Raw genomic sequence first — 21,907 nt, forward strand, 5'->3', positions numbered from 1 at the left:
ATGCAGGTCACCATGACCGTCAACGACGTCGAGGTCACCCGGGAGATCGAGGCCCGGCTGCTGCTGGTGCACTTCCTGCGCGACGTGCTCGGTCTGACCGGCACGCACTGGGGCTGCGACACCAGCAACTGCGGCACCTGCGTGGTCTGGTTGGACGGCGAGCCGGTGAAGTCGTGCACAGTGCTCGCGGCGATGGCCGGCGGCCACCAGGTGCGTACCGTCGAGGGTCTCGCCAAGGGCGCCGAGCTGGACCCGATCCAGCAGGGTTTCATGCAGTGCCACGGTCTCCAGTGCGGCTTCTGCACGCCGGGGATGATGATGACCGCGCGGGCGCTGCTCGACCGCAACCCCGACCCGAGTGAGACGGAGATCCGGGAGGCGATCTCGGGTCAGATCTGCCGGTGCACGGGTTACGCCACCATCGTCCGCTCGGTCCGCTGGGCCGCCGTGGCCGAGGCGCAGGCCGCGGCCCAGGTCACCGAGACCACCGAATCGACCGAGGCCGGCGAGATCGACAACGCCGGCCAGCCCGCGGAGGCCGTCGCATGACCACCGTGCACGAGCGCGTGGACACGTTCCACGACAACGACCAGAAACCCGTCGGGTACGGCCGGATGCTGCGCAAGGAGGACCCGCGCTTCCTGCGGGGTCGCGGCCGGTACGTCGACGACGTCCAACTGCCCGGCATGCTGCACCTCGCGATCCTCCGGTCGCCGGTGGCGCACGCCCGCATCGTCAGCATCGACACGAGCGCCGCCGAGGCGTCGCCCGGGGTGAAGGCGGTGGTGACCGGGGCTGCCCTGGCTGCGCAGAACCTGGCCTGGATGCCGACCCTCTCCAACGACGTGCAGGCCGTCCTCGCCACCGACAAGGTGCGTTTCCAGGGCCAGGAGGTCGCGTTCGTCGTCGCCGAGGACCGGTACGCGGCCCGCGACGCGCTGGAGCTGATCGACGTCGAGTACGACGTCCTCGACCCGGTGATCGACGCACGTCGAGCGTTGGAGCCGGACGCCCCGCTGATCCGCGACGACCTGGACGGCAAGACGAACAACCACTGCTTCGACTGGGAGACCGGCGACGAGGCGGCCACCGAGGCGGTCTTCGCCCGCGCCGACGTCGTGGTCAGCCAGGACCTCGTCTACCCCCGGGTGCACCCGGCGCCCATGGAGACGTGCGGGGCGGTCGCCGACTACGACGCCGTCGACGGCAAGCTGCGGCTCTGGTCGACCACCCAGGCGCCGCACGCGCACCGCACCCTCTACGCCATCGTGGCGGGCCTGCCCGAGCACAAGATCCAGGTGATCGCGCCGGACATCGGCGGCGGGTTCGGCAACAAGGTGCCGATCTACCCCGGGTACGTCTGCGCGATCGTCGCCTCGATCGTCACCGGCAAGCCGGTGAAGTGGATGGAGGACCGCTCGGAGAACCTGATCAGCACCGGTTTCGCCCGCGACTACATCATGCGCGGGGAGATCGCGGCGACCCGCGACGGTCGGATCCTCGGCATCCGCACCAACGTGCTGGCCGACCACGGCGCGTTCAACGGCACCGCCGCCCCGGTGAAGTACCCGGCCGGCTTCTTCGGGGTGTTCACCGGCAGCTACGACATCGAGGCCGCGTACTGCAAGATGACGGCGGTCTTCACCAACAAGGCGCCCGGCGGTGTCGCGTACGCGTGCTCGTTCCGGATCACCGAGGCGGTCTACCTGGTCGAGCGGATCGTCGACTGCCTCGCCGACGAACTCGGCATGGACCCGGCCGAGCTGCGGCTGAAGAACTTCATCCAGCCGGAGCAGTTCCCGTACACGACGAAGACCGGCTGGGTGTACGACTCGGGCAACTACGAGCCGACGATGCGGCTGGCGATGGAGATGGCCGGCTACGACGAGTTGCGCCGCGAGCAGGCGGAGAAGCGGGCCCGGGGCGAGCTGATGGGCATCGGCATCGCGTTCTTCACCGAGGCCGTCGGCGCCGGGCCGCGCAAGGACATGGACATTCTCGGGCTGGGCATGGCCGACGGCTGCGAGCTGCGCGTCCACCCGACCGGAAAGGCCGTGGTACGCCTCAGCGTCCAGTCGCAGGGTCAGGGGCACGAGACGACGTTCGCGCAGATCGTCGCCGAGGAGATCGGGATTCCACCGGCGGACATCGAGGTGCTGCACGGCGACACCGACAACACCCCGTTCGGCCTCGGCACGTACGGCAGCCGGTCGACGCCCGTCTCGGGCGCCGCTGCGGCCCTGGTGGCCCGGAAGGTCCGCGACAAGGCGCGGATCATCGCCTCGGGGATGCTGGAGGTGTCGGTGGCCGACCTGGAGTGGGAGAAGGGCGCGTTCCACGTCGCGGGCGACCCGGGCAGGTCCGTCACCATCCAGGACATCGCCATGCGCGCGCACGGCGCGGGTGACCTGCCCGAGGGCATCGAGGGTGGGTTGGAGGCGCAGATCTGCTACAACCCGTCGAACCTGACCTACCCGCACGGCGCGTACATCTGCGTGGTGGACATCGACCCCGGCACCGCGCAGGTGAAGGTCCGACGGTTCATCGCGGTCGACGACTGCGGCACCCGGATCAACCCGATGATCATCGAGGGGCAGGTGCACGGCGGGCTGACCGACGGGGTCGGCATGGCCCTGATGGAGATGATCGCGTTCGACGAGGACGGCAACTGCCTCGGTGCGTCCCTGATGGACTATCTGATCCCGACGTCACTGGAGGTGCCCGACTGGGAGACGGGGTTCACCGTGACGCCGTCGCCACACCACCCGATCGGCGCGAAGGGCGTGGGCGAGTCCGCGACGGTGGGATCGCCACCCGCGATCGTCAACGCGGTCATCGACGCCCTGAAGCCCTTCGGCGTACGCCATGCCGACATGCCGCTGACGCCGTCGCGGGTCTGGGACGCGATGCGCGGCCAGGCCCGGCCGCCGATCTGAGGGAGCCGAGATGACCACCATCGCGGAGCGCGCCCGGGAGCTGACCGACACCCGGGAGCCGTTCGTCCACGCCACAGTGGTCCGCGCTCAGGACCCGACGTCGGCCCGGCCGGGCGACGCCGCGGTGATCCGGTCCGACGGCTCGATCGAGGGCTTCGTGGGTGGGGTGTGCGCCGAGAGTTCGGTGCGCGCGGCGGCGCTCGACACCCTGCGCGACGGGACCGCCCTGCTGCTGCGGGTGCTGCCGGAGGGCGCGGTCCCGTTCCCGGACACGCCGGGGGCGCGGGTGGTGGTCAACCCGTGCCACTCCGGTGGGGCGATCGAGGTCTTCCTCCGACCGATGCTGCCGGCGCCGGCTCTGCGTGTCGTCGGCAGCACGCCGATCAGCGCGGCGGTGGCCAACCTCGCCGCGTTCCTCGACTTCGACGTCGTCACGGCCGACGACTGCACCGGCTGCACCGCTGTCGTCGTGGCCGGGTTGGGCAAGGGCGAGCAGGAGGCGATCCGGGCCGCGCTGGACGCCGGCGTCGGGTTCATCGCGCTGGTGGCCAGCGGCAGGCGCGGCGCGGCCCTGCTCGACGAGCTGGGGTTGACCGACGCGGAGCGTGCCCGCGTCCACTCGCCGGCGGGTGTGGACATCGGCGCGCGTACGCCGGCCGAGATCGCCCTGTCGATCATGGCTGAGGTGGTCCGGGCGATCCGGGTGGACGGGTTGGCCCCGGCCTCCGGCGCGCCGGCCGCTCGACCCCAGCAGGCCGTCGACCCGGTGTGTGGGATGACAGTGCTGGTCGGGCCGGAGACGCCGCATGCGCGGGTCGACGGGCAGGACTTCTGGTTCTGCTGCGCCGGCTGCCTCGCGAGTTACACGGCGGCGTAGCCCGTGTTCCTGACCGGCCTGGTGCTCGCCGCGGGCGCGTCGGTGCGCCTCGGCGAGGCGAAGCAACTGCTGCCGTACCGGGGGCGGACGCTGCTCGACGCCACTCTCGACCTGGCCCGCTCGTGCGGCTTCGACCAGCTGCTCGTCACACTGGGCGGCGCGGCGAGCGGCATCCGCGACCGGGTCGACCTGACCGGGTGCCAGGTCGTGGAGAACCCGGCGTTCAGCACAGGCTGCGGGTCGTCGGTCAGCACGGCCGCGCGGGCGGTGGACCCGCGCGCCGACGCGCTCGTGTTGCTCCTCGGTGACCAGCCCGGCGTCCGCGCCGCTGACGTCCGCCGGATCGCCGAGGCGGCCACCCCGCTGGCCGTCTGCCGGTACGCGAACGGGCTGGGCCACCCGTTCCGCTTCGGCCGGGCTGTCCTTCCCGAGCTGTACGACCTGCACGGCGACAAGGCCGTCTGGAAGCTGCTGCACTCCGGCCGCCACCCGGTGACCGAGGTGCCCGTAGACGGGCCGGTGCCGATCGACGTGGACACCCGGGCGGACTACGAGCGCCTGCTGGCGGGCGAGGCATGAGGGACGCCCTGGCCGTGCGGCACCGCCTCGACGCCGTCGACTACCTGGTCGACGACGGCCTGGCGATGGCCCTGTTCCTCGCGTTGCGCCTCGGTCGGCCACTGCTGCTGGAGGGTGAGCCGGGTGTCGGCAAGACCGCCGCCGCCAAGGCGTTGGCCCGCGCGCTGGAAACGCCGCTGATCCGGTTGCAGTGCTACGAGGGGCTGACCGCGAGCGAGGCGCTCTACGAGTGGAACTACCAGCGACAACTGCTGGCGATCCGGCTCGCCGAGGCACAACAGGCGCGGCTCACCGACGCGGACCTGTTCAGCGCCGAGTTCCTCCAGGAACGGCCGATCCTGCGGGCCGTACGCCACCGGGGGCCGGTCCCACCGGTGCTGCTGATCGACGAGATCGACCGGGCCGACGACGAGTTCGAGGCACTGCTGTTCGAGTTCCTCGGCGAGGCCGGCATCACGATCCCCGAGCTCGGCACGTTCACCGCCCGTACGCCGCCGGTCGTGGTGCTCACCTCCAACCGCAGCCGGGAGCTGCACGACGCGTTGCGTCGCCGCTGTCTGTACCACTGGATCGACTTTCCGGAGCCGGCCCGCGCCGTCGAGATCGTCCGCCGTGGCGTGCCGGGCGCCACCGAGCCGCTGATCCAGACGGCCGTCCAGTTCGTCGGCGGCGTACGCGGCCGCGAGTTGGAGAAGCCGCCCGGGATGGCGGAGACCATCGACTGGGTGGCCGCGCTGTCCGTGCTGGGCGTCGCCGGTCTCGCCGCCGACGACGTCGCGCTGACCATCGGCACCCTCGCCAAGACCCCCGACGACCGCGCCGTGGTCGCCGCCGCGCTCGGCGCCTACCAGGAGAGCCAGCTATGAAGATCACGAACGAGTTCGCGGTCGCTGTCCCGATCGACGAGGCGTGGGCGGTGCTCACCGATCTGGAGGGGATCGCGCCGTGCCTGCCGGGCGCCCAGTTGACCGGCGTCGACGGTGACGTCTACCGGGGCAGGGTGAAGGTCAAGGTCGGGCCGGTGATCTCGGAGTTCGCGGGTACCGCCCGGTTCGTCGAGAAGGACGACTCCGCCTACCGCGGGGTGATCGACGCGAAGGGCCGCGACGCCCGGTCGACGGGGAACGCGTCCGCGCTGGTCACCGCCCACCTACGGCCGGACGGCGACCGGACGCTGGTCAGCGTGGACACCGACCTGAAGATCGCCGGCAAGCTGGCCCAGTTCGGCAGCGGCATGATCAAGGAGGTGTCGGGCAAGTTGGTGGCCCAGTTCGTCGCCAACCTGGAGGCCAAGCTCGCGGCCGACCACTCGACCCCGGCCGTGCCGGCAGCACGCGCGGACTCCGAGCCCGTCGCGCCGTCGTCCGTAGCGCCCGAGGCGCTTCCCGCCGCGTCCGCGACAGCGGTCGCCACCACACCCAGGACCGCCGCCGTCGCGCCGTCACCGATCGAGCCGTCACCAGCCTCTTCGACGGCGGCGTCGTCGCCGAACTCGCCGTCGCTGCCGTCGGCCCCGGCGGCGTCGTCGGCATCGTCATCGTCATCGCCGTCAGCGTCGTCGGCATCGTCATCGTCGTCGTCGTCGACTGTCGAGTCACCCGACGGCTCCACCCGCGTGGCGGTGGCTGCCGAGCCGGAGGCGCTCGACCTGCTCAGCATCGCCGGCGGTTCGATCACCAAGCGCCTCGTACCCGTCGTCGTCGGTCTCGTCGCCGTGGGCGCGGTGATCGCCTGGCTGGCCTCGCGCCGGTGAGCCCGGGCGTGCTGCGCGGGGTCGACCGGGCCGCGTTCGCGGTGGCGCTCGCCGGCCGGCTGCGACGAGCCGGCGTCCCGGCCGGCCTCACCGACGTCGACGACTTCGTCCGGGCGCTCGCCGCCAGCCCACCCGACTCGATGTCGTCGCTCTACTGGACTGCCCGGATCTGCCTGGTCCGACGGCACGCCGACCTCGCCGCGTTCGACCGGGTCTTCGCGGCGATCTTCGCGGACCCCCCACCGCTGCCCCGGCCGTCGCGGTCCGCGTCCCCGCCTGACGCTCACGACGATGTGTACGTGCGTGTGCCCGCCGACACCGACGACTCGGATTCCGGCGGTGGCCTGCCGTGGGCGACGCTGCCGCCGGCCGTGGCGGAGACACCGGCACACGACACAGCGCTGCTGCTGCCCGAGCGGCGCCCCAGCGCCCTCAGCGGGCTCGCCGACCGCCCGTTCGACGCACTCGACAGCGCACAGGTCGCACAACTCGGCGACGCCCTGCGCGCTGCCGTCGCCGGCTGGCCGACCCGGCGTACCCGGCGGTTCGCCATCGGCGCGGCCGGTGCCCGGGTCGCGCTGCGGCCCACCATCGCCCGGGCCCGCCGCACCGGGTGGGAACCCGTCGAGGTCGTCCGCGAGCGACCGGTGCGACGGCCACGCCGGGTCGTGCTGCTCTGCGACGTCAGCGAGTCGATGCGGGCGCAGGCGACCGCGTACCTGCATCTGATGCGGGCGTTCGCGGTGGTCGCCGACGCGGAGGTCTTCGCGTTCGCGACGACGCTGACCCGGCTCACCGTGGTGCTGCGACACACGTCGGCGGCCGAGGCGGTCGCGCAGGCCAGCGCCGCCGTGACCGACCGGTACGGGGGCACCCGGATCGCCACGAACCTGCGCTCCCTGCTCACCTCCCACCACGCGGACGCCGTACGCGGGGCGGTGGTGGTGATCGGGTCGGACGGCTGGGACAGCGACCCGCCGGACGAACTGGCGGCCGTGATGGCCCGGCTGAGCCGCCGCGCGTACCGGATCGTCTGGTTGAATCCCCGCGCCGGCGCACCCGGCTTCACCCCCCGGGTCGGCGGCATGGCCGCCGCCCTCCCCTACTGCGACCGGATGCTGCCCGCCGGCACCTTCCAGGACCTGCTGGTCGTCGCCCGTCAACTCCAGAGCGTCACGTGCACCGACGGCCGGAAGTGGCCGACGCTGACGCCCGCGCCGCGCATCATCGCCTGAATCGCCCTCGGCGTCGACGAGAAGCGCGACAGCTCGTCGGCGGCCGACATCGCGTCGGGGGTGGCGAGCACCTGCGAATGCCACACCGCCTCCATCGTCGCGTTTGGTCCCGCCACCTGCGCGAGATGCCCCTGCCGGACGTCCGGCGCGACGGTGAAAGCGAGGGCCGGCGAGACGCCCTTGCCCCGCTTGGCCTCCCCCAGCGCCGCCGCGTGGCTCTGGAAGATCTGCTGCCGCTCGTCCGGCACGGCGAGGCGACGCAGCATCGCCGGCACCCCACCCAGATCCGTGGTGGCGGACGGCCCGAGCAGCCAGGTCTGCTCCCGCAGTTGCCCGGGGGACGCCGGCACACCGGCCAGCGGGTGCTCCGGGCCGACGACGAGGACGAGGCGGTAGTTCATCACCGGTCGGCTGGCCGTGGCGCTGTCGACCACCGGCGGTTGCGGGCCGATCGCGATGTCCACGGCGCGAGCCAGCAGCAGCGACCCGAAGGCACCCGGGCTGCGTACGCTCAGCTCGACGTCGAGATCGGCGGCCCGCTTGGCGAAGAGCTCGATAAGACCCGGCGCGGCGAACTCGGCGAACAGGCTCGACGCGGCGACCCGCAGCAGCCGCCGGCCACGCGTCGCGGCGCTCACCTCCCGGATCGTACGGTCCTGAAGGCCCAGCAGCTCCGCGGCGCGACTGGCCAGCCGCAGCCCACCAGGGGTGAAGGCGAGGCCACCCGCCGTCCGGGAGAAGAGCTTGTCGCCGAACTCCCTGCGCAACTGGGCGATGTGGAGCGACACGGCCGACTCGGAGACCTGCAGCTCCGCGGCGGCCTGCTTGACGGACCCCAGCCGGACCACCGCGACGTACGCGCGCAGCTGCGTCGGGGTCATCGGTGTCACCCACCTCCCGCGCGATCGCGTGGCTCGGCTCTCCGTCGAGACGAACCCCGATCATGCCCCGGTGACGTGTCCCACCGCCATCAGTGATTCACCCGAACGACGTGCTCGTCGTCGACGATCGGGGGCTCGACGCGGCGCGGGGCCCTCGCTGCGGTCGGGCTTGCCGCCCCGGCGGTGGGGTGAACGAACCCGTCCGGAGCCAGCGGAGGCCGCCAGGGCGCCGAAACAGCTTGTCCACGCGTCGGTGCGGGCCTATCGTCGTCAGGCGCCTTCCGGTGCGCAGGCAACGGCTACTTCCGCTCTCAACGGGGAGACGTGGGTTCGAATCCCACCGCCACCTTGGGTGGCGTCGACCAGCGGCCCAGGTCACCTTGGCCCGCAAGGGCCGGTCGCCGTCGCCGCTTCGATCTCGGGAGGCGCGCTCACGCCGCACGCCCGGTGCGACGGACACGGCTACTTCTTTGGCGAAGGCCCGGCAAGGGCCCGCGGTTCGAACCCGCGAAAACCGTGTCCACTTTTGATCTCGGGCGTGCGGCGTGACCAGGCGGGCACCACTGCCCTCCCGATCACAAGATCGCAAACTCCGTTGCCCGGCCGTCGGCGCCACCGCTAGCGTCATGACCGCACTTCCCGGTGCGCAGGTGACGGTTACATCTGGAGGGGTTCCGACCTCGGTGAAGGACCATCCGTCGCCGACCTCGATCTCGGGAAGCGCGACGACACCACACACCCGGTGCGCAGGCAACGGTTACTTCAGGGGTCCGCAGATGGGGGTTCGAGTCCTCCGCCACCTTCGGGTGAATAGTTCAACGGACAGAACGGCGGACTAGTCCGTGGCCGATTTTGATCTCGGGTGTGCGGTGGGGTGGCGTTTCCGAGCTGATTGACGTGGGGGACGTCATGGCCAAGTTCAACATCAAGCTGCGCAAGGGCCGCCAGCAGCCGGCGACCGCCCAGGGCGCGCCCGGCTTCGCCCGTGAGCCGCGCGTCGAACTCTTCCTGCTCGGTGTCTCCATCATGGTCGGCGAGGACACCTTCTACGAGGGCGCCACGGACCGGGACGCTCGCTTCCGAGACCTGGTCGCCACCGTCGCCGTAGCTGACCCGGACTGGTTCGCTCGCTTCGTACCGTGGCTTCGGTCCGTCGCCATGCTGCGCTCGGCGTCCGTGGTGGCGGCTGTCGAGGGCGCTCGCGCCCAGGTTGCCGCCCAGATTCCGGGTTCGCGGGCAGTCGTGGACGCCGCGTTGCAGCGTGCGGACGAGCCCGCAGAGGCTCTGGCGTACTGGCTGGCTCGCCATGGGCGGGCACTACCCAAGCCGGTGAAGCGGGGCATCGCCGACGCGGCGGTCCGGCTGTACACCGAGCGGAGTCTGCTCAAGTACGACTCCGTCGGCAGCCAGGTGCGCTTTGGCGATGTCATCGACCTGACGCACCCCACCGCGAAGGACGAGCGGCAGGGCGACCTGTTCCGGCACGCGCTGGATCGGCGGCACCGGCGGGACAACCCGCTGCCGGCGTCGCTCGGGATGCTGGCGGCCCGGGACGCGCTCATGGCGTTGCCCGTCGAGCAGCGCAGGGAGGTCACCGATCCGGCGGTGCTGGGCGCGGCCGGCATGACGTGGGAGGCCCTGGCGGGCTGGCGACAGAGCGCAATGGACGCCTCGGCATGGGAGTCCGTCATCCCGACCATGGGCTATTTGGCGTTGCTGCGCAACCTGCGCAACTTCGACCAGGTCGGGGTCAGCGACACCGTGGCGGAGACGGTGGCGGCCAAGCTCTCCGATCCGGGCCAGGTTGCCGCCTCTCGGGTGCTGCCGATGCGCTTCCTTTCGGCGTACAACGCGGCACCGAGTCTGCGGTGGGCGTACCCGCTGGAGAAGGCCTTGCAGCATGCCCTGGCCAACGTGCCTGCTCTGGGCGGGCGGACCCTCATCCTCATCGACACGTCGGGCTCGATGCAGAGCCCGTTCAGCAAGGACGGCACGCTGCTCTGCTGGGACGGCGCCACGGTGTTCGGCCTGGCGCTGGCCGCCCGGGCGCGGGCGGCCACGGTGGTGTCGTTCTCCAATGACAGTCGGGTGTTTCCGTCGTTGGCGGGCGAGTCGGTGCTCGCGGCGGTGCGGCGGTTCAAGGACGACGGCTACTTCTTCGGCATGGGCACCGACACCGAGAAGGCGGTGCGCAAGCACTACGACCGGCACGACCGGGTGGTCATCCTCACCGATGAGCAGGCCCATTGGCACAACGCGGCGGACGTGGCCGCAGCGGTGCCCGCTGAGGTTCCCGTGTACACCTGGAACCTGGCCGGATACCGGGTCGGGCACACGCCGACCGCAGCGAACCGGCACACCTTCGGCGGGTTGTCCGACGCCGCGTTCGCGATGATCCCGCTCATCGAGGATGGCGTTAACGAGCGGTGGCCCTTCTGAACGTCGGGACGCCGTGACGGCTCCTTTCCGGTACGCGGGCAGTGGCTACCGCCGCTTCGGATCGTCATGCGGCGGTGGCTGTCGCAACCCTCCCCGGGACACGCAGTACACGTCGCCGGCGTTGGTCCGGTGCGGCAGGTCGCGCAGGTGTGCTGCCACGTCGCTCGCGGGTAGCCACCTCTCGAAGGTCATCGACTTGTCGTCGCCCAGCGCCACGTCGAAACCGTCGAAGCCGAGCGCGGTCAGACGGTCGAGACACCGGTAGGCAACCGCACGTGCGATCGTGGTGAACTCGAACGACAGAGCGGGCAGCGGCCGGCTCAGACCGGCCAGCACCTCGTCCTCGAAACCCTCCACGTCGATCTTGGCGAAGCTCGGTACGCCGTACTCGTGGATCAGCGCGTCGACGGTGACCACCGGGACCTCGATGTCCCCGTCCCACACCTGGCCCTCCCAACCGCCCGCGCCGTGCGCCGCCCGGATGAAGTCGGACGAGGCGGTCGACACGGTGGGGTTGGCGGAGTTGACGTGCAGCCGTGTGCTCCCGGCGGCCGCGCCACATGCCCCTTCGACCAGCGTCACCTGGTCGTCGTCGGCGTAGATCGTCCGCAGGGCGCGCAGGCACAGCGGCTGCGGCTCCACGGCGACGACCCGGGCTCCGAGTCGACGGAAGCTGCCGATGTGGTCGCCCACGTGGGAGCCGATGTCGAAGACGAGGTCCCCCGAGGTGACGAACCGGGAGTAGAACGCGTCCATCCTCGCGTCCCGCTGTGGGTCGCCGTAGTAGACATCCAGCGACCGGTGCAGGAGGGACATGGCCGGATCGGCCCGGAGCGCAGCGATCCTGGCCTCGGTGGTAGCCGTCATCTGTCTGTCGTCCAGTCCGTGAGTGGGGCGCGAGGTGGCCGGGGTTACGGCCCGAAGGCGGTCAGGAACCGGTCCCGGAAGGTGTCCATCCGCCAGACCGGTGCCTGTGGCCCGGGCTTGAGCCCGTCCTGCCAGCCCCACCCGGCGATCCGGTCCAGGACGCCCCGGTCCCGGGTGATGATCGTGATCGGGACGTCGTGGCTGGCGTTCTCGCCGGTGACGACCGCGGCGGGCTGGTGGTCGCCGAGGAAGATGAACACGAGATCGTCGTCGCCGTAGGTCTGGACGTAGGAGACGAGCGTGCTCAGCGTGTACTGGATGGACTGCCGGTAGTCGGCCCGGATCTGGGCGGTGCTGCGCCGCCGCTCATCCTCCTCGCCGGCGGTGCCGCGGTAGATCGCCCCGTCGCCGACGGTGGCCCAGTCGACCAGTCGCGGGACGGGCGTCCACGGTGCGTGGCTCGACACCAGCGCGAGCTCCGTCATCACCGGGTTGCCGTCCTGTTTCGCCTGTTCAAGGCGCTGCCAGCTGGACAGCGTGAACTGGTCGGGCATCGTGCCGAAGCTGAACTTCGGACCGCGGTACCCGAGCGCCCTGGCGTCGTAGAACCGCTCGTAGCCGAAGAAGGAGCCCTCCGGCCACGCCCTGCTGACGGCGGGCATCACGCCGACGGTCTGCCAGTTGGCCCGTCGGAAGGCGCCGTTGAGGGTCATCCGGTCACTCGCCAGCAGGGTGCGGTGCCGCTGGTCGTTGTCGATCCACAGACCGGAGAGCAGGGTGTCGTGCGCGAGCCAACTGCCACCGCCGAACGTCGGCGAGGTGAGGAAGCCGGACTGCGCGGCGAATCCCGCCGCCTGCAACTGGCTGGTGCCGGTGTCGAGGACGGCGCCGACCTGCGGGGCGAACTCCGGGTCCTCGACGGCGTCCCGGCCATAGCTCTCCACGAAGGCGATGACCACGTTCTTGCCCCGCAGCGCGGTCAGCAGCTGGTCGCCCGGGGTGTCGGCGAACCGGTCGGCCTCGATCTGGGTGGAGAACGTCTTCCGGTCGTCGAGACGCAGGCGCACCTGGAACCCGTGGCCGTTGGCCAGGGTGGTCGCGGACGTGTCGGCAACCGGTACAGCCGGCACCACCCGCACGTCGAACGCCGCGCAGGCCACCCAGACGACCACCAGCGCCGCCACGATCCGGGTGGCCCCGGCGCGGTGCCCGATCACCAGCCGGCGCAGCCGCCGCACCGACAGCGTGACCAGGACCGGCAGGCCCACCGCCACCACCGCCAGGGCGATCGCGGCGCCGACGGCGGCGGGCCGACCGTACGACTCGCTGAGGAAGGCGAACGCCTCGTCCAGCAACGCCCAGTCGAGCACCAGGTCGAACGCCCGGCTGAGGGCGGCGGAGAACCCCAGGTCGAGCAACTTCAGCAGGCCGAGCAGACCGAGAGCCACGCCGGTGACCGTCGCGACCAGCCGGCTCCCGCGCGATGGCAGCGCGAGCAGGAGGGCCACGACCAGCAGCGCCTCCAGGGGGATCCGCACGAACGCCGCCGGGGTGAGGCGACCGAAGTCGTACGGTGCGGTGAGCACGAGCAGCACCAGCAGCGCGGCCAGGACGGTCACGAGTCGGGCCCGGATGGAGCGCTTCGGCCGACCCTCACCTGCGGTGTCGTCGTCGGCGGTAACGCCGGGGAGTTCGCCCCTCATCGCCTTCCGTCCCTGGCTCGGCAGCTCACGTACTCGTGTCAAGAGCGACAACCGAGGCATCCTTCCATGATCACTGAGGGGTGCGGCGTGCGGGCGGCTCAGACGCGGGCGGTCCCGCTGCGGGCCACTGCGACCCTCTGGCGCTCCTGCCAGGGCAGCCCGTCCGCCTTCCCCGCACACGACCCGCCCAGCACCGGGCCGGCGTTCTGGGTGCTGTGGCTGAGCTGGCTGCTCGCGTGGTCCACCGTGACCTGCGGGTCGTAGCTGAGGGTGCGGCGGAGGTGACGGGTCAGCCACAGCCACGTGACGTCGCGCCCGAAGGACTCGACGAGCAGCGCCAGCGACACCACCAGCATGGCGGTCGTCAGCGGCCCGGGCAGCGCGTCACCCATCGCCACCGTCAGCACCACGCCCTGGATCGCCGCGACGACCTTGCGCCAGTAGCGCGGCGGCAGCGACCCGCGCATCCATCCCAGCACCCAGCTCGCGGCCACGAAGACGTACCGCATCGCGCCGATCGCGAGCACCCAGCCGCCCACCGAGGGGGCGACATGGAGGCACAGCACCAGCACCAGGAACGAGTCGATCTCCATGTCGAAGCGCGCGCCGAGCTCGCTGGTCGTCCCGGTGCGTCGGGCCGTGTAGCCGTCCACCGCGTCGAGGACCAGCGCCACGGTGGTGAGGGTGACCATCAACGCGACCGGCGCCGGCCGGGTGAACGACTCCGCGGCCAGGGCCGTCACGCCGCCGACGAGGATCGCCCGGCTCAGAGTCACGCGGTCGGCCGGGCTCAGACCAGGCGTGGTCGACCGGGACATCCCCCGGCTGAGCAGGAGGCACAGGCCCACTCCGTAGGCCAGCCCCGCCAACCATCCCGCCGCGCCCAGACCGACTGTCCCCGCGAGCACCGCCAGCACGACGATCTGCACGATCAGCCCGACGAGCGGACCAGTTCGAACCGTTGACATCGTGCCTCCGCGAATCTGGTGTGTGACCCTGACCGTCATCACGGAAAATATGACCGATCGGTTCATTTTGAACGGGACTCACCATGTATACGGACGAACGTGCCCCGTCGGATGCGGATTAGTCGTAGACGGTGGGTGCAGCTCGTCGCCGCCGACGACGCCACGGACGCGACGACGGTGCCGAGGTCAGGCCACGCCGGCCGCGGGCGTGCCGAGGGCGTGGAGTGCGGCGGCGGTCACCGGGTCGGCCGGAAAGAAGGCCTCGACGGCCAGCCCCGAGACGGTGACGTCCAGCGGGGTGCCGAAGAGGGTGGTCGTGCTGATGAAGGCCAACTCCCGGTCGCCGTGGCGGTACCGCAGTGGGATGACGACACGCGACAGCTCGTCGCTGGTCGGTGCCCCGATGTCGTCGCCACTGGGATAGCCGCGAAGCTCGTCGAGCAGATCGGACAGGACCGGGTCGCTGGTCGCCGCGGCCTGTTGGCGCAACCGCGCGAGCAGGTGGGCCCGCCACTCGGGAAGGTTGAGGATTCGCGGGGCCATGCCGTCGGGGTGCAGGCTGAGCCGCAGCACGTTGACCGGTGGGGTGAGCAGGTGAGGTTTCGCGTCGGCGGTGAACAGGGCCACGGCGGGATTGGCCTCGACCAGCTGCCAGTGCTGGTCGATGAGCACCGCCGGGTACGGGCTGTGCCCGTCGAGAATCTGCCGTACGGCGGCCCGGAACGGGGCGAGTTGCGGGTCGGTCAACTCGTGGCTGGGGTAGGCGGGGGCGTAGCCGCCGGCGAGCAGCATCGTGTTGCGCTCGGCCAGCGGCAGGTCGAGCCGCTCCGCCAGCCGCAGGATCAGGTCCGGGCTCGGCCGGGATCGCCCGGTCTCCACGAAACTCAGATGCCGGGCCGACACACCCGCCTCGATCGACAGGTCGAGCTGACTCATTCCGCGGGTTCGACGCCAGTCGCGCAGCAACTCCCCCACCGGTCGGCCCGGCCTGGTCCTGGTCGTCACCCCCCGACCCTAGTGACCACACCGGGGGTACGCCCCATTACCTGCGACGTAATCGACAGCGCGCACCGACGCTCGCGATCATCTCCACGAAGCGTCCCCGACGATCGGAGAATCATGACCGCGTACGCGCTCGCTCATCTGCGTAGGGCACCCGTCCATGTCGAGGTGCTCGAATATCTGGAGCGTATCGATGCCACCCTGGCGCCCTTCGAAGGTCGGTTCATCGTCCACGGTGGGCCCGTCGAGGTGCTGGAAGGCAGTTGGCCGGGCGATCTTGTCGTCATCGAGTTTCCCGACTCGACCAGGGCCCGCTCCTGGTACGGCTCCGATGCGTACCAGGAGATCAAGCCGTTGCGGACGAGGCACCTGGCCGGCGACGTGATCCTCGTCGAGAGGGTCGACGCCGACCACAGCTCCGCGGAGATGGCTGCCGCGATCCGCCGGGCCGATGGTTCCTGAGGTCGGGATCAGGCCTTCGGCAGGGTGAGCACGTCGGCTCCGTCGTCGGTGATGGCGATCGTGTGCTCGCTGTGCGCCGTCCGGCAGCCGGTCACGCTGCGCAGCGTCCAGCCATCGGCGTCGGTGACGAGCTTGGCGGTGTCCGCCATGACCCAGGGCTCCAGCGCCAGCAGCAGGCCCGGGCGCAGCCGGTATCCGCGACCGGGCCGCCCGGTGTTGGAGACGTGCGGGTCCTGGTGCATGGTCGAGCCGACGCCGTGACCGCCGAACTCGGTGTTGACCGAGTATCCCGCCGCGGTGAGGACGGAGCCGATGGCATGGGAGATGTCACCGATGCGGGCGCCCGGGCCGGCGGCGGCGATCCCCGCGCTCAGTGCGCGCTCGGTCGCGTCGATCAGCGCGACGCTCTCCGGGGGCTGCACGTCGCCCACGATGAAGCTGATGGCGGAGTCGGCGACGACTCCACCCAGGGAGACGGCGAGGTCGAGCGACAGCAGGTCGCCGTCGGCGAGGGTGTAGTCGTGCGGCAGTCCGTGCAGCACGGCGTCGTTGACCGACGTGCAGATGTAGTGGCCGAACGGCCCACGCCCGAAGGACGGCTCATAGTCGACGTAGCAGGACTGCGCCCCGGCCTCCATGATCATGCTGCGTGCCCACGCGTCGATCTCCAGGAGGTTCGTGCCGACCGCGCTGCGGCTCTTCAGCGTCCGCAGGATGTCGGCGACCAGGGTGCCGGAATCCTTCGCTCGCAGCAGGTCGGTGGGGGTCAGGATCTCGATCATGCAGCGCCTTCCTCGCACTTCCAATAACTATCCCGGCCATATTATCCCGGTACTAGAATCGGGCCATGGTCAGGTTGCCGCTCACTCCCGAAGAGGTCGAACGCGGACAGCGGCTCGGCGCCCTGCTGCGTCGAGCCCGGGGGGACCGTTCGATGCTCCTCACCGCACTGGACGCGGGTGTCTCGCCGGAGACCCTCCGGAAGATCGAGTCCGGTCGCATCGCCACCCCCGCCTTCCCGACCATCGCCGCCATCGCTGACGTCCTCGGCCTCTCCCTGGACGCGGTGTGGTCGGAGATCAACCACTCCGACGAGGGGGCCGGGCTGCCAGGCTCAGGCCGCGACACGGTCGAGCGGTTGGCCTCGTAAGGTCCGACACGAGCCCAAGATCCGCACAAGAACAAGGAAAGTGCTGCCTCACTCGCCGCCGAGGCACCTACATCCCCGAAGTTGTGCAGATCTTGGTCGATGCGGCGCGTGTTGCGGCCTCAGGGCGCGGCGGGTCCCCACCACGGTTCCAGGACGGCCGGGTCGGCGACGAACTGCTCCACCTGCGTACGCTCCGGGTCGGTCAGGGTCAGCGCCTCGAGGCGGGCGCCCCACTCGGGGACGCGCTCCGCCTTCCCCAACGCCACCGACAGCTCGATCAGGGCGGCCAACGCCATCGCCTGCTCGACCACCGGCGCGTCGTCGGCGCGGCGGCGCATTCCGGAGTCGAGCGCCCGGTAGGCAGCTCGATCGTCCATCTTGAACTCGCGCAGGATCCGCGCGTTGTCGAGCACCCGCGCCAGGCCCTGCAACTCGGCCGACCCGCCGTACTCCAGGTCCTCCGGCTCGTCGCGCTGGATGAAGGTGATGGTGTTGCCCGACGGGTCGACGATGCTGAACCGCGACGCCCCGGCCCGGTAGCGGGTCATCCGGGGCAGACCCTTGACCAGCACCTTGCCGTAGCTGCGACGCATCGTCTCGGCGAACGTCGCGTGGTACGGCGCAACCGCGTCGACCATCACCAGGCAGCCGCCGGACGTCTCCTTCGCCGGGTCCAGCTCCTTGGGCGCGGGGCCGTAGTGCAGTTGGAACCCACTCCACTGCAAGGCCAGGTACACGTACGGCTTGAGCTGCTTGTAGGTCACCTCGAACCCGAGCGCCTGCCAGAACGCCAGGGTCTCCTCCGGCGCGGGGCAGGGCAGCAGCGGCAGTGTCGTCTCGTTCGGTCGGACGCGATCCTCTGTGGTCGTCACTGTTCGCTCCCCGTGTGGTCGGCAGACCGGCCATTGTGCCAGCGCGGGCGACGGTCCTCGGCGGGATTCGCCTCCTACCCAGGGAGGAGACCCCGCTCCGACCGCCGGCCACAACCGGGGCTCGCGGTCGGACGCGACCGGCGGGCACTGTCGCGACCATCTACAGACATGACAATCGATCTGCGCCGGGCGGCACGCTGGCACCGCCCACTGATGTTCCTCGTGTACGCGATGGCGGCGCTCGCCGTCGTCTGCGCGGTCGGCATCGTCGTCGACCCACGCGTCCTGGTCGGGGCGCCGATCTGGCTCAAGCCGTTCAAGTTCGCGGTGTCCTTCGTGCTGTACGGCGTGACCCTCGCGTGGATGCTCTCTTTGCTGCCCCGTCGGAGCCGGCTCGCGGAGCGGATGGCCACGCTCATCGTCGCCATCGCCGTGACCGAGAACGTGTGGATCGTCGGGCAGGTGGTGCGCGGGCAGACCAGCCATTTCAACGACAGCACCCCGCTGAACCTCATCCTCTTCGCGGCGATGGGCGCGGCGATCGGCGTGCTGTTCTTCGCGCACCTCGTCCTGGGGATCGTGGTGTTGATCCGCCGGATTCCCGACCTGGTTGCCCGCCGCGCGGTCGGCTGGGGTCTCGGCCTGTCACTGGTGGGCATGGTGGCGGCGGTGCCGATGGCACTGCCCGGTCAGGACCCGGGGATCGAGGGGGTCGCCGGGGCGCACAGCGTGGGTGTGCCGGACGGTGGGGCGGGTCTGCCACTGGTTGGATGGAGCACCATGGGCGGAGACCTGCGGATCGGGCACTTCGTGGGGTTGCACGCCCTCCAGGCCCTGCCGCTCCTGGCGATCCTGCTGAACCGGTTCGCGACGCGCTTGGACGAGCGCACCCGGGCACGGCTCGTGGTCGTGGCGGGCGCGGCGTACGGCGTACTCACTGTGATGTTGACCTGGCAGGCCCTGCGTGGGCAGGCGCTGCTGCGGCCGGACGCTGTCACCCTCGCCGCGGTCGCGGCCCTGGTGGTCGCGACGGCGACCGCCGCCGCCCTGGTGCTGGCCCGGCGGCGCCGCTCCGACCTGGCGTTGGCCGCATGACCGAGATGCTGTTCGTCCTGACGTTCGCGGTGGCCGCGCCGTTCTGGGCCATGATGATCCTGCTGCCGCGATGGTCCTGGACCGCCCGCGTCATCTCGTCGCCGCTGATCGTGCTGCCGGTGGTGGTGATCTACGCGCTGCTGGTGATCCCGGCGTTCGGCGACGTGCTGCCGGCCGTGGCGTCGCCGACCCTGACGGGGGTGCGCGACCTGCTCGGCACCTCCGACGGGGCGGCGGCGGGCTGGGCGCACATGATCGCGTTCGATCTGTTCGTCGGGCGCTGGGCATGGTTGGACAGCCGCGAACGGGGGGTGCCGGCGCTGGTGATGGCTCCGGTGCTGCTGCTGACCATCCTGTTCGGCCCGCTCGGCCTGGCCGCCTATCTCGCGGTCCGCACCCGGTGGCGGTTGCCGGAGGGCGCTGCCACCGTGCCACAGCACCTAGGCTGAGCCCGTGCGCTGGCTGGGTCGGCTGTTCAACACGCGCGACACGCTCGTGCGGCTCATGCTGCTCGACCTCGCCGGGGTGGGCTACCTGGTCTTCTGCACCCAGGCGGGGCGCACGCCGACGGTGACACAGTGGATTCTCGCGGTGGGCGCGTTCGCTGCGGCGCTGCTGCTGCACCGTCGGCCGGTCGCCAACATGGTGGTGCAGGCCGCGTTGCTGGCGGCGGCGATCGCCCTGCTCGACGACATCATGATCAATCAGGTCGGTGCCAGCTGGGCGTTGATCGAGATCACCATCGGGGCGTACCGCGCCCGCACCATCTGGTTGGCCGCCGGGCTGCTGGCCGTGGTCGACCTGACCAACACGATCGGCGATCCGGCCGACCGGGTCGCCGCCGGCGTCGTCGGCCTGGCCCTGGAGGTCGGCATCCCGTTGCTGCTCGGCCTGGTCATCCGCGCCAACTGGAATCTCGCCCGACAGGCCCAGGAACGCGCCGTCGCCGAGCAACGGCAGCACGAGTCGGAGAGCCGCGCGGCACGGGCCGACGAACGCAGCGCCATCGCCCGCGAGCTGCACGACGTCGTCGCGCACCACGTCGCGTCGATGGTGCTGCGGGTCGGCGTGGCCCGGCACGTGCTCACCGACCTGGACCCCCGGGTCGACGAGGTGTTCGACGACGTGCACGGCACGGGCACCGCGGCCCTGGGGGAGCTGCGCCGGCTGGTCGCGGTGCTGCGCGACCCCGACGGGGTACGCGGCGACGCGGCGCTGACCGCGATCGAGCCCTCCGCATTGCCGGCGGCGATCGGCGCGGCGATCGACAGGGCCCGTCAGGCCGGCATCACCGTGGAGGCCGACCTGGACCCGGCGATCGGCTCGCTCGACGCGGTGCGCGGCATGGCGGTGCTGCGGCTGACCCAGGAGGCACTGACCAACGTGGCCAAACACGCGGGTACGTCCGCGGTGGCGCACCTCGTCGTCGCCGTCCGCGACGGCGTCGTGCACTGGGAGGTCGCCGACACCGGTCGCGGCGGGGCGCCGGCGGGTGCGCCGACCGGCGGCGGCCTGTTGGCCGGTGTGCCGACCGGCGGCGGGCACGGCGTCACCGGGATGCGCGAGCGCGTCGAGGTCCTCGGCGGCCGGTTGGAGGCGGGCCCGTCCGGCACCGGGTGGCGGGTGCGCACCGCCCTGCCGGCCGTGGTGGCCGCCTCCGACCGGGCACCGGTCCGGTCGGTGCCCGGTGAACGCGGGGCCCCGGCCGACTCCCCCGCACCGGAGCCGGTGTGATCCGGGTGCTGCTGGTCGACGACCAGCACCTGATCCGGGCCGGGTTGCGGATGCTCTGTGCGGCCCAGCCCGACATCGAGGTCGTCGGGGAGGCCGACAACGGCCGCGAGGCGATCACACTCGCCGCCCGGCTCCTTCCCGACGTCGTCGTCATGGACCTGCGCATGCCCAGCGTCGACGGGATCACCGCGACCAGCCGGATCCTCGCCGCGCGACCAGCCGCCCGCATTCTGGTGCTGACCACGTTCGGCGACGACGACCACCTCTACCCCGCGCTGACCGCGGGCGCCTGCGGGTTCCTGCTCAAGGACGCGCCCCCGGCCGAGCTGCTCGACGGCATCCGCCGGGCGGCCGTCGGTGACAGCCCGTTCAGCCCGGAGGTGCTGCGACGCCTCGTGCAGCGCGCGGTGCACGCCCGCCCCGAGACACCACGGTCGTCGCAGGGCCTGACCGCCCGCGAGCAGGAGGTGCTGAACCTGGTCGCCGAGGGCCTGTCGAACACCGAGATCGGCGACCGCCTCCACATCGGCGTCACCACGGTCAAGACCCACATCACCAGCCTGATGACCAAGACCGACAGCCCCAACCGGGTTCGCCTGGCCCTGTTCGCCCGGGGCGTCTGACGTCAGGCCCGCATCCGGGCGGACACGCCGATGACGAGCACCAGCGGCACGATCAGCAGCGCCGGGGCGACGACCGGCAGGTGCAGGGCGACCAGTGCGCCGACGGCGGCGCCGACCATGAGGGCCAGCAACACCTGGGCCTTGGGGCGCAGGTTGCCCCACGGGCTGCGCGCGGCGACGCCGGCGATCAGGCTGGTGAGCGTGCCGGTCAGGTACGTCGACGACAGGCCGGGCACACCGAACCGTTGGATGGCACTGCTCTGCACGCCCAGCGCCACCGCCGACAGCATGAGCAGCGCGAGGTGGACACGCGCGTCGGCGGTGTGCAGCGTGACCTCCCAGACGACGAGGAACACGACGAACACCAGCAGCTCCAGGACGAGCGCCCAGGTGACCCGCCGGGGCCAGACCCTGTCGCCCGGTCGTGCCGAGCCGACGACGCGGGCACCGGCGAGGACACCGACGATGAAGCTGACGATGGCGCAGCCGGACGTCAGGGCCAGCTCGGCGTCACCTCGGCCCGCCGAGAGTCCGAGCAGGACCATGTTGCCGGTCATGACGCTGGCGAAGGCGCCGCCGAGGGACAGGAACCCGATGGCGTCGGCGCAACCGGTCAGGAAGGTGAGCACGACGACGAGCGCGTGCCGTCGACGCAGGAGGCGCGGGTCCTGCTGAGCCGCGGGGCGGGGCTGGATGACGTTGGGCACTGTGCTCGACACTGTCGGCCACCC

Annotated in this window: 22 protein-coding genes and 1 tRNA gene; 15 read left to right on the forward strand and 8 right to left on the reverse strand. The window is 71.3% G+C overall.

Annotation, left to right across the window (positions count from 1 at the left end; all coding sequences use genetic code 11):
• From KBX46_RS02225 to KBX46_RS02255, 7 genes are read left to right on the forward strand one after another with little or no spacing between them, the layout of a single operon-like run.
• Nucleotides 1-549: a (2Fe-2S)-binding protein gene (locus KBX46_RS02225; protein ID WP_088948676.1), complete on the forward strand. Its 549-nt coding sequence runs from the start codon at nucleotides 1-3 to the stop codon at nucleotides 547-549.
• Nucleotides 546-2,936 carry an aerobic carbon-monoxide dehydrogenase large subunit gene (locus KBX46_RS02230; protein ID WP_099854472.1) on the forward strand — a complete coding sequence of 797 codons (2,391 nt, stop codon included), beginning with the start codon at nucleotides 546-548 and terminating at the stop codon, nucleotides 2,934-2,936. The genes KBX46_RS02225 and KBX46_RS02230 overlap by 4 nt, the downstream gene beginning before the upstream one ends.
• A 10-nt stretch (nucleotides 2,937-2,946) precedes the next feature.
• Nucleotides 2,947-3,813: an XdhC family protein gene (locus KBX46_RS02235; RefSeq protein WP_210790240.1), complete on the forward strand. Its 867-nt coding sequence runs from the start codon at nucleotides 2,947-2,949 to the stop codon at nucleotides 3,811-3,813.
• Between the two features lie 3 nt (nucleotides 3,814-3,816).
• Nucleotides 3,817-4,392, forward strand: coding sequence for an NTP transferase domain-containing protein (locus tag KBX46_RS02240; protein ID WP_210790243.1), 576 nt, complete (start codon nucleotides 3,817-3,819; stop codon nucleotides 4,390-4,392).
• A complete protein-coding gene (locus KBX46_RS02245; protein WP_210790245.1) occupies nucleotides 4,389-5,258 on the forward strand; it encodes a MoxR family ATPase in 870 nt (289 codons plus the stop codon). Before KBX46_RS02240 ends, KBX46_RS02245 begins: the two co-directional genes overlap by 4 nt.
• Complete coding sequence (locus tag KBX46_RS02250; RefSeq protein WP_210790248.1) at nucleotides 5,255-6,145, forward strand: SRPBCC family protein; 891 nt, start codon at nucleotides 5,255-5,257, stop codon at nucleotides 6,143-6,145. The genes KBX46_RS02245 and KBX46_RS02250 overlap by 4 nt, the downstream gene beginning before the upstream one ends.
• Complete coding sequence (locus KBX46_RS02255; protein ID WP_210790251.1) at nucleotides 6,142-7,380, forward strand: VWA domain-containing protein; 1,239 nt, start codon at nucleotides 6,142-6,144, stop codon at nucleotides 7,378-7,380. The genes KBX46_RS02250 and KBX46_RS02255 overlap by 4 nt, the downstream gene beginning before the upstream one ends.
• Here the strand turns inward: KBX46_RS02255 and KBX46_RS02260 are convergent.
• The gene (locus KBX46_RS02260) at nucleotides 7,305-8,261 is read right to left on the reverse strand and encodes a LysR family transcriptional regulator (RefSeq protein WP_088948683.1); all 957 of its coding nucleotides are present in this window, start codon (nucleotides 8,259-8,261) and stop codon (nucleotides 7,305-7,307) included. The two genes, KBX46_RS02255 and KBX46_RS02260, sit on opposite strands and share 76 nt — an antisense overlap.
• Nucleotides 8,262-8,544: 283 nt before the next feature.
• On the opposite strand from KBX46_RS02260, the gene KBX46_RS02265 reads away from it, so the two are divergent.
• Nucleotides 8,545-8,607, forward strand: a tRNA-OTHER gene (locus KBX46_RS02265).
• Between the two features lie 551 nt (nucleotides 8,608-9,158).
• Nucleotides 9,159-10,700 carry a TROVE domain-containing protein gene (locus KBX46_RS02270; protein WP_308159336.1) on the forward strand — a complete coding sequence of 514 codons (1,542 nt, stop codon included), beginning with the start codon at nucleotides 9,159-9,161 and terminating at the stop codon, nucleotides 10,698-10,700.
• Nucleotides 10,701-10,745: 45 nt separating this feature from the next.
• On the opposite strand, the gene KBX46_RS02275 is transcribed toward KBX46_RS02270, so the two are convergent.
• The 4 genes from KBX46_RS02275 to KBX46_RS02290 form a co-directional block, all read right to left on the reverse strand.
• Nucleotides 10,746-11,567, reverse strand: coding sequence for an FkbM family methyltransferase (locus tag KBX46_RS02275; RefSeq protein ID WP_210790255.1), 822 nt, complete (start codon nucleotides 11,565-11,567; stop codon nucleotides 10,746-10,748).
• A gap of 44 nt (nucleotides 11,568-11,611) precedes the next feature.
• Nucleotides 11,612-13,270 (reverse strand): sulfatase-like hydrolase/transferase, encoded by a 1,659-nt coding sequence (locus KBX46_RS02280; RefSeq protein WP_247666788.1) that lies wholly within the window; start codon nucleotides 13,268-13,270, stop codon nucleotides 11,612-11,614.
• A gap of 98 nt (nucleotides 13,271-13,368) precedes the next feature.
• A complete protein-coding gene (locus tag KBX46_RS02285) occupies nucleotides 13,369-14,238 on the reverse strand; it encodes a CDP-alcohol phosphatidyltransferase family protein (RefSeq protein ID WP_210790261.1) in 870 nt (289 codons plus the stop codon).
• 186 nt (nucleotides 14,239-14,424) lie between these two features.
• Complete coding sequence (locus KBX46_RS02290; RefSeq protein WP_210790263.1) at nucleotides 14,425-15,243, reverse strand: helix-turn-helix domain-containing protein; 819 nt, start codon at nucleotides 15,241-15,243, stop codon at nucleotides 14,425-14,427.
• Nucleotides 15,244-15,357: 114 nt separating this feature from the next.
• Between KBX46_RS02290 and KBX46_RS02295 the strand changes: the two genes are divergently transcribed.
• Nucleotides 15,358-15,702, forward strand: a complete 345-nt coding sequence (locus tag KBX46_RS02295; RefSeq protein WP_210790267.1) for a DUF1330 domain-containing protein — start codon at nucleotides 15,358-15,360, stop codon at nucleotides 15,700-15,702.
• Nucleotides 15,703-15,710: 8 nt separating this feature from the next.
• Here the strand turns inward: KBX46_RS02295 and map are convergent, their stop codons facing one another.
• Complete coding sequence (gene map / locus KBX46_RS02300) at nucleotides 15,711-16,484, reverse strand: type I methionyl aminopeptidase (RefSeq protein WP_210790270.1); 774 nt, start codon at nucleotides 16,482-16,484, stop codon at nucleotides 15,711-15,713.
• A gap of 65 nt (nucleotides 16,485-16,549) precedes the next feature.
• Between map and KBX46_RS02305 the strand changes: the two genes are divergently transcribed.
• A complete protein-coding gene (locus KBX46_RS02305) occupies nucleotides 16,550-16,852 on the forward strand; it encodes a helix-turn-helix domain-containing protein (protein WP_088948691.1) in 303 nt (100 codons plus the stop codon).
• Between the two features lie 119 nt (nucleotides 16,853-16,971).
• On the opposite strand, the gene KBX46_RS02310 is transcribed toward KBX46_RS02305, so the two are convergent.
• Nucleotides 16,972-17,724, reverse strand: coding sequence for a glyoxalase (locus tag KBX46_RS02310; RefSeq protein ID WP_210790273.1), 753 nt, complete (start codon nucleotides 17,722-17,724; stop codon nucleotides 16,972-16,974).
• A 168-nt stretch (nucleotides 17,725-17,892) separates the two neighbouring features.
• On the opposite strand from KBX46_RS02310, the gene KBX46_RS02315 reads away from it, so the two are divergent.
• The 4 genes from KBX46_RS02315 to KBX46_RS02330 are packed head-to-tail and all read left to right on the forward strand — an operon-like array spanning nucleotide 17,893 to nucleotide 21,176.
• Entirely contained in the window at nucleotides 17,893-18,819 is a 927-nt protein-coding gene (locus tag KBX46_RS02315; protein ID WP_210790275.1) for a hypothetical protein, read from the forward strand.
• On the forward strand, nucleotides 18,816-19,268 hold the full coding sequence (locus KBX46_RS02320) for an ABA4-like family protein (protein WP_210790278.1): 453 nt from the start codon (nucleotides 18,816-18,818) through the stop codon (nucleotides 19,266-19,268). The genes KBX46_RS02315 and KBX46_RS02320 overlap by 4 nt, the downstream gene beginning before the upstream one ends.
• Nucleotides 19,269-19,272: 4 nt before the next feature.
• On the forward strand, nucleotides 19,273-20,553 hold the full coding sequence (locus KBX46_RS02325) for a histidine kinase (protein ID WP_210790282.1): 1,281 nt from the start codon (nucleotides 19,273-19,275) through the stop codon (nucleotides 20,551-20,553).
• The gene (locus tag KBX46_RS02330; protein WP_210790286.1) at nucleotides 20,550-21,176 is read left to right on the forward strand and encodes a response regulator transcription factor; all 627 of its coding nucleotides are present in this window, start codon (nucleotides 20,550-20,552) and stop codon (nucleotides 21,174-21,176) included. The genes KBX46_RS02325 and KBX46_RS02330 overlap by 4 nt, the downstream gene beginning before the upstream one ends.
• Nucleotides 21,177-21,178: 2 nt before the next feature.
• Here KBX46_RS02330 and KBX46_RS02335 read toward each other — a convergent pair whose 3' ends face one another.
• A complete protein-coding gene (locus KBX46_RS02335) occupies nucleotides 21,179-21,895 on the reverse strand; it encodes a YoaK family protein (RefSeq protein WP_210790289.1) in 717 nt (238 codons plus the stop codon).
• Nucleotides 21,896-21,907 lie beyond the last annotated feature (12 nt).

The organism is Micromonospora sp. C81, from assembly GCF_018070425.1.
Taxonomy (GTDB): Bacteria; Actinomycetota; Actinomycetes; order Mycobacteriales; family Micromonosporaceae; genus Micromonospora; species Micromonospora zamorensis.

Bases quoted from the DNA above. Each gene is read 5' to 3' on its own strand.
- KBX46_RS02285 (WP_210790261.1), bottom strand. From the start codon at position 14,238: ATGTCAACGGTTCGAACTGGTCCGCTCGTCGGGCTGATCGTGCAGATC.
- KBX46_RS02280 (WP_247666788.1), bottom strand. From the start codon at position 13,270: ATGAGGGGCGAACTCCCCGGCGTTACCGCCGACGACGACACCGCAGGT.
- KBX46_RS02275 (WP_210790255.1), bottom strand. From the start codon at position 11,567: ATGACGGCTACCACCGAGGCCAGGATCGCTGCGCTCCGGGCCGATCCG.
- KBX46_RS02245 (WP_210790245.1), top strand. From the start codon at position 4,389: ATGAGGGACGCCCTGGCCGTGCGGCACCGCCTCGACGCCGTCGACTAC.
- KBX46_RS02320 (WP_210790278.1), top strand. From the start codon at position 18,816: ATGACCGAGATGCTGTTCGTCCTGACGTTCGCGGTGGCCGCGCCGTTC.
- KBX46_RS02250 (WP_210790248.1), top strand. From the start codon at position 5,255: ATGAAGATCACGAACGAGTTCGCGGTCGCTGTCCCGATCGACGAGGCG.
- KBX46_RS02235 (WP_210790240.1), top strand. From the start codon at position 2,947: ATGACCACCATCGCGGAGCGCGCCCGGGAGCTGACCGACACCCGGGAG.
- KBX46_RS02260 (WP_088948683.1), bottom strand. From the start codon at position 8,261: ATGACCCCGACGCAGCTGCGCGCGTACGTCGCGGTGGTCCGGCTGGGG.
- KBX46_RS02230 (WP_099854472.1), top strand. From the start codon at position 546: ATGACCACCGTGCACGAGCGCGTGGACACGTTCCACGACAACGACCAG.
- KBX46_RS02315 (WP_210790275.1), top strand. From the start codon at position 17,893: ATGACAATCGATCTGCGCCGGGCGGCACGCTGGCACCGCCCACTGATG.
- map (WP_210790270.1), bottom strand. From the start codon at position 16,484: ATGATCGAGATCCTGACCCCCACCGACCTGCTGCGAGCGAAGGATTCC.
- KBX46_RS02305 (WP_088948691.1), top strand. From the start codon at position 16,550: ATGGTCAGGTTGCCGCTCACTCCCGAAGAGGTCGAACGCGGACAGCGG.
- KBX46_RS02295 (WP_210790267.1), top strand. From the start codon at position 15,358: ATGACCGCGTACGCGCTCGCTCATCTGCGTAGGGCACCCGTCCATGTC.
- KBX46_RS02225 (WP_088948676.1), top strand. From the start codon at position 1: ATGCAGGTCACCATGACCGTCAACGACGTCGAGGTCACCCGGGAGATC.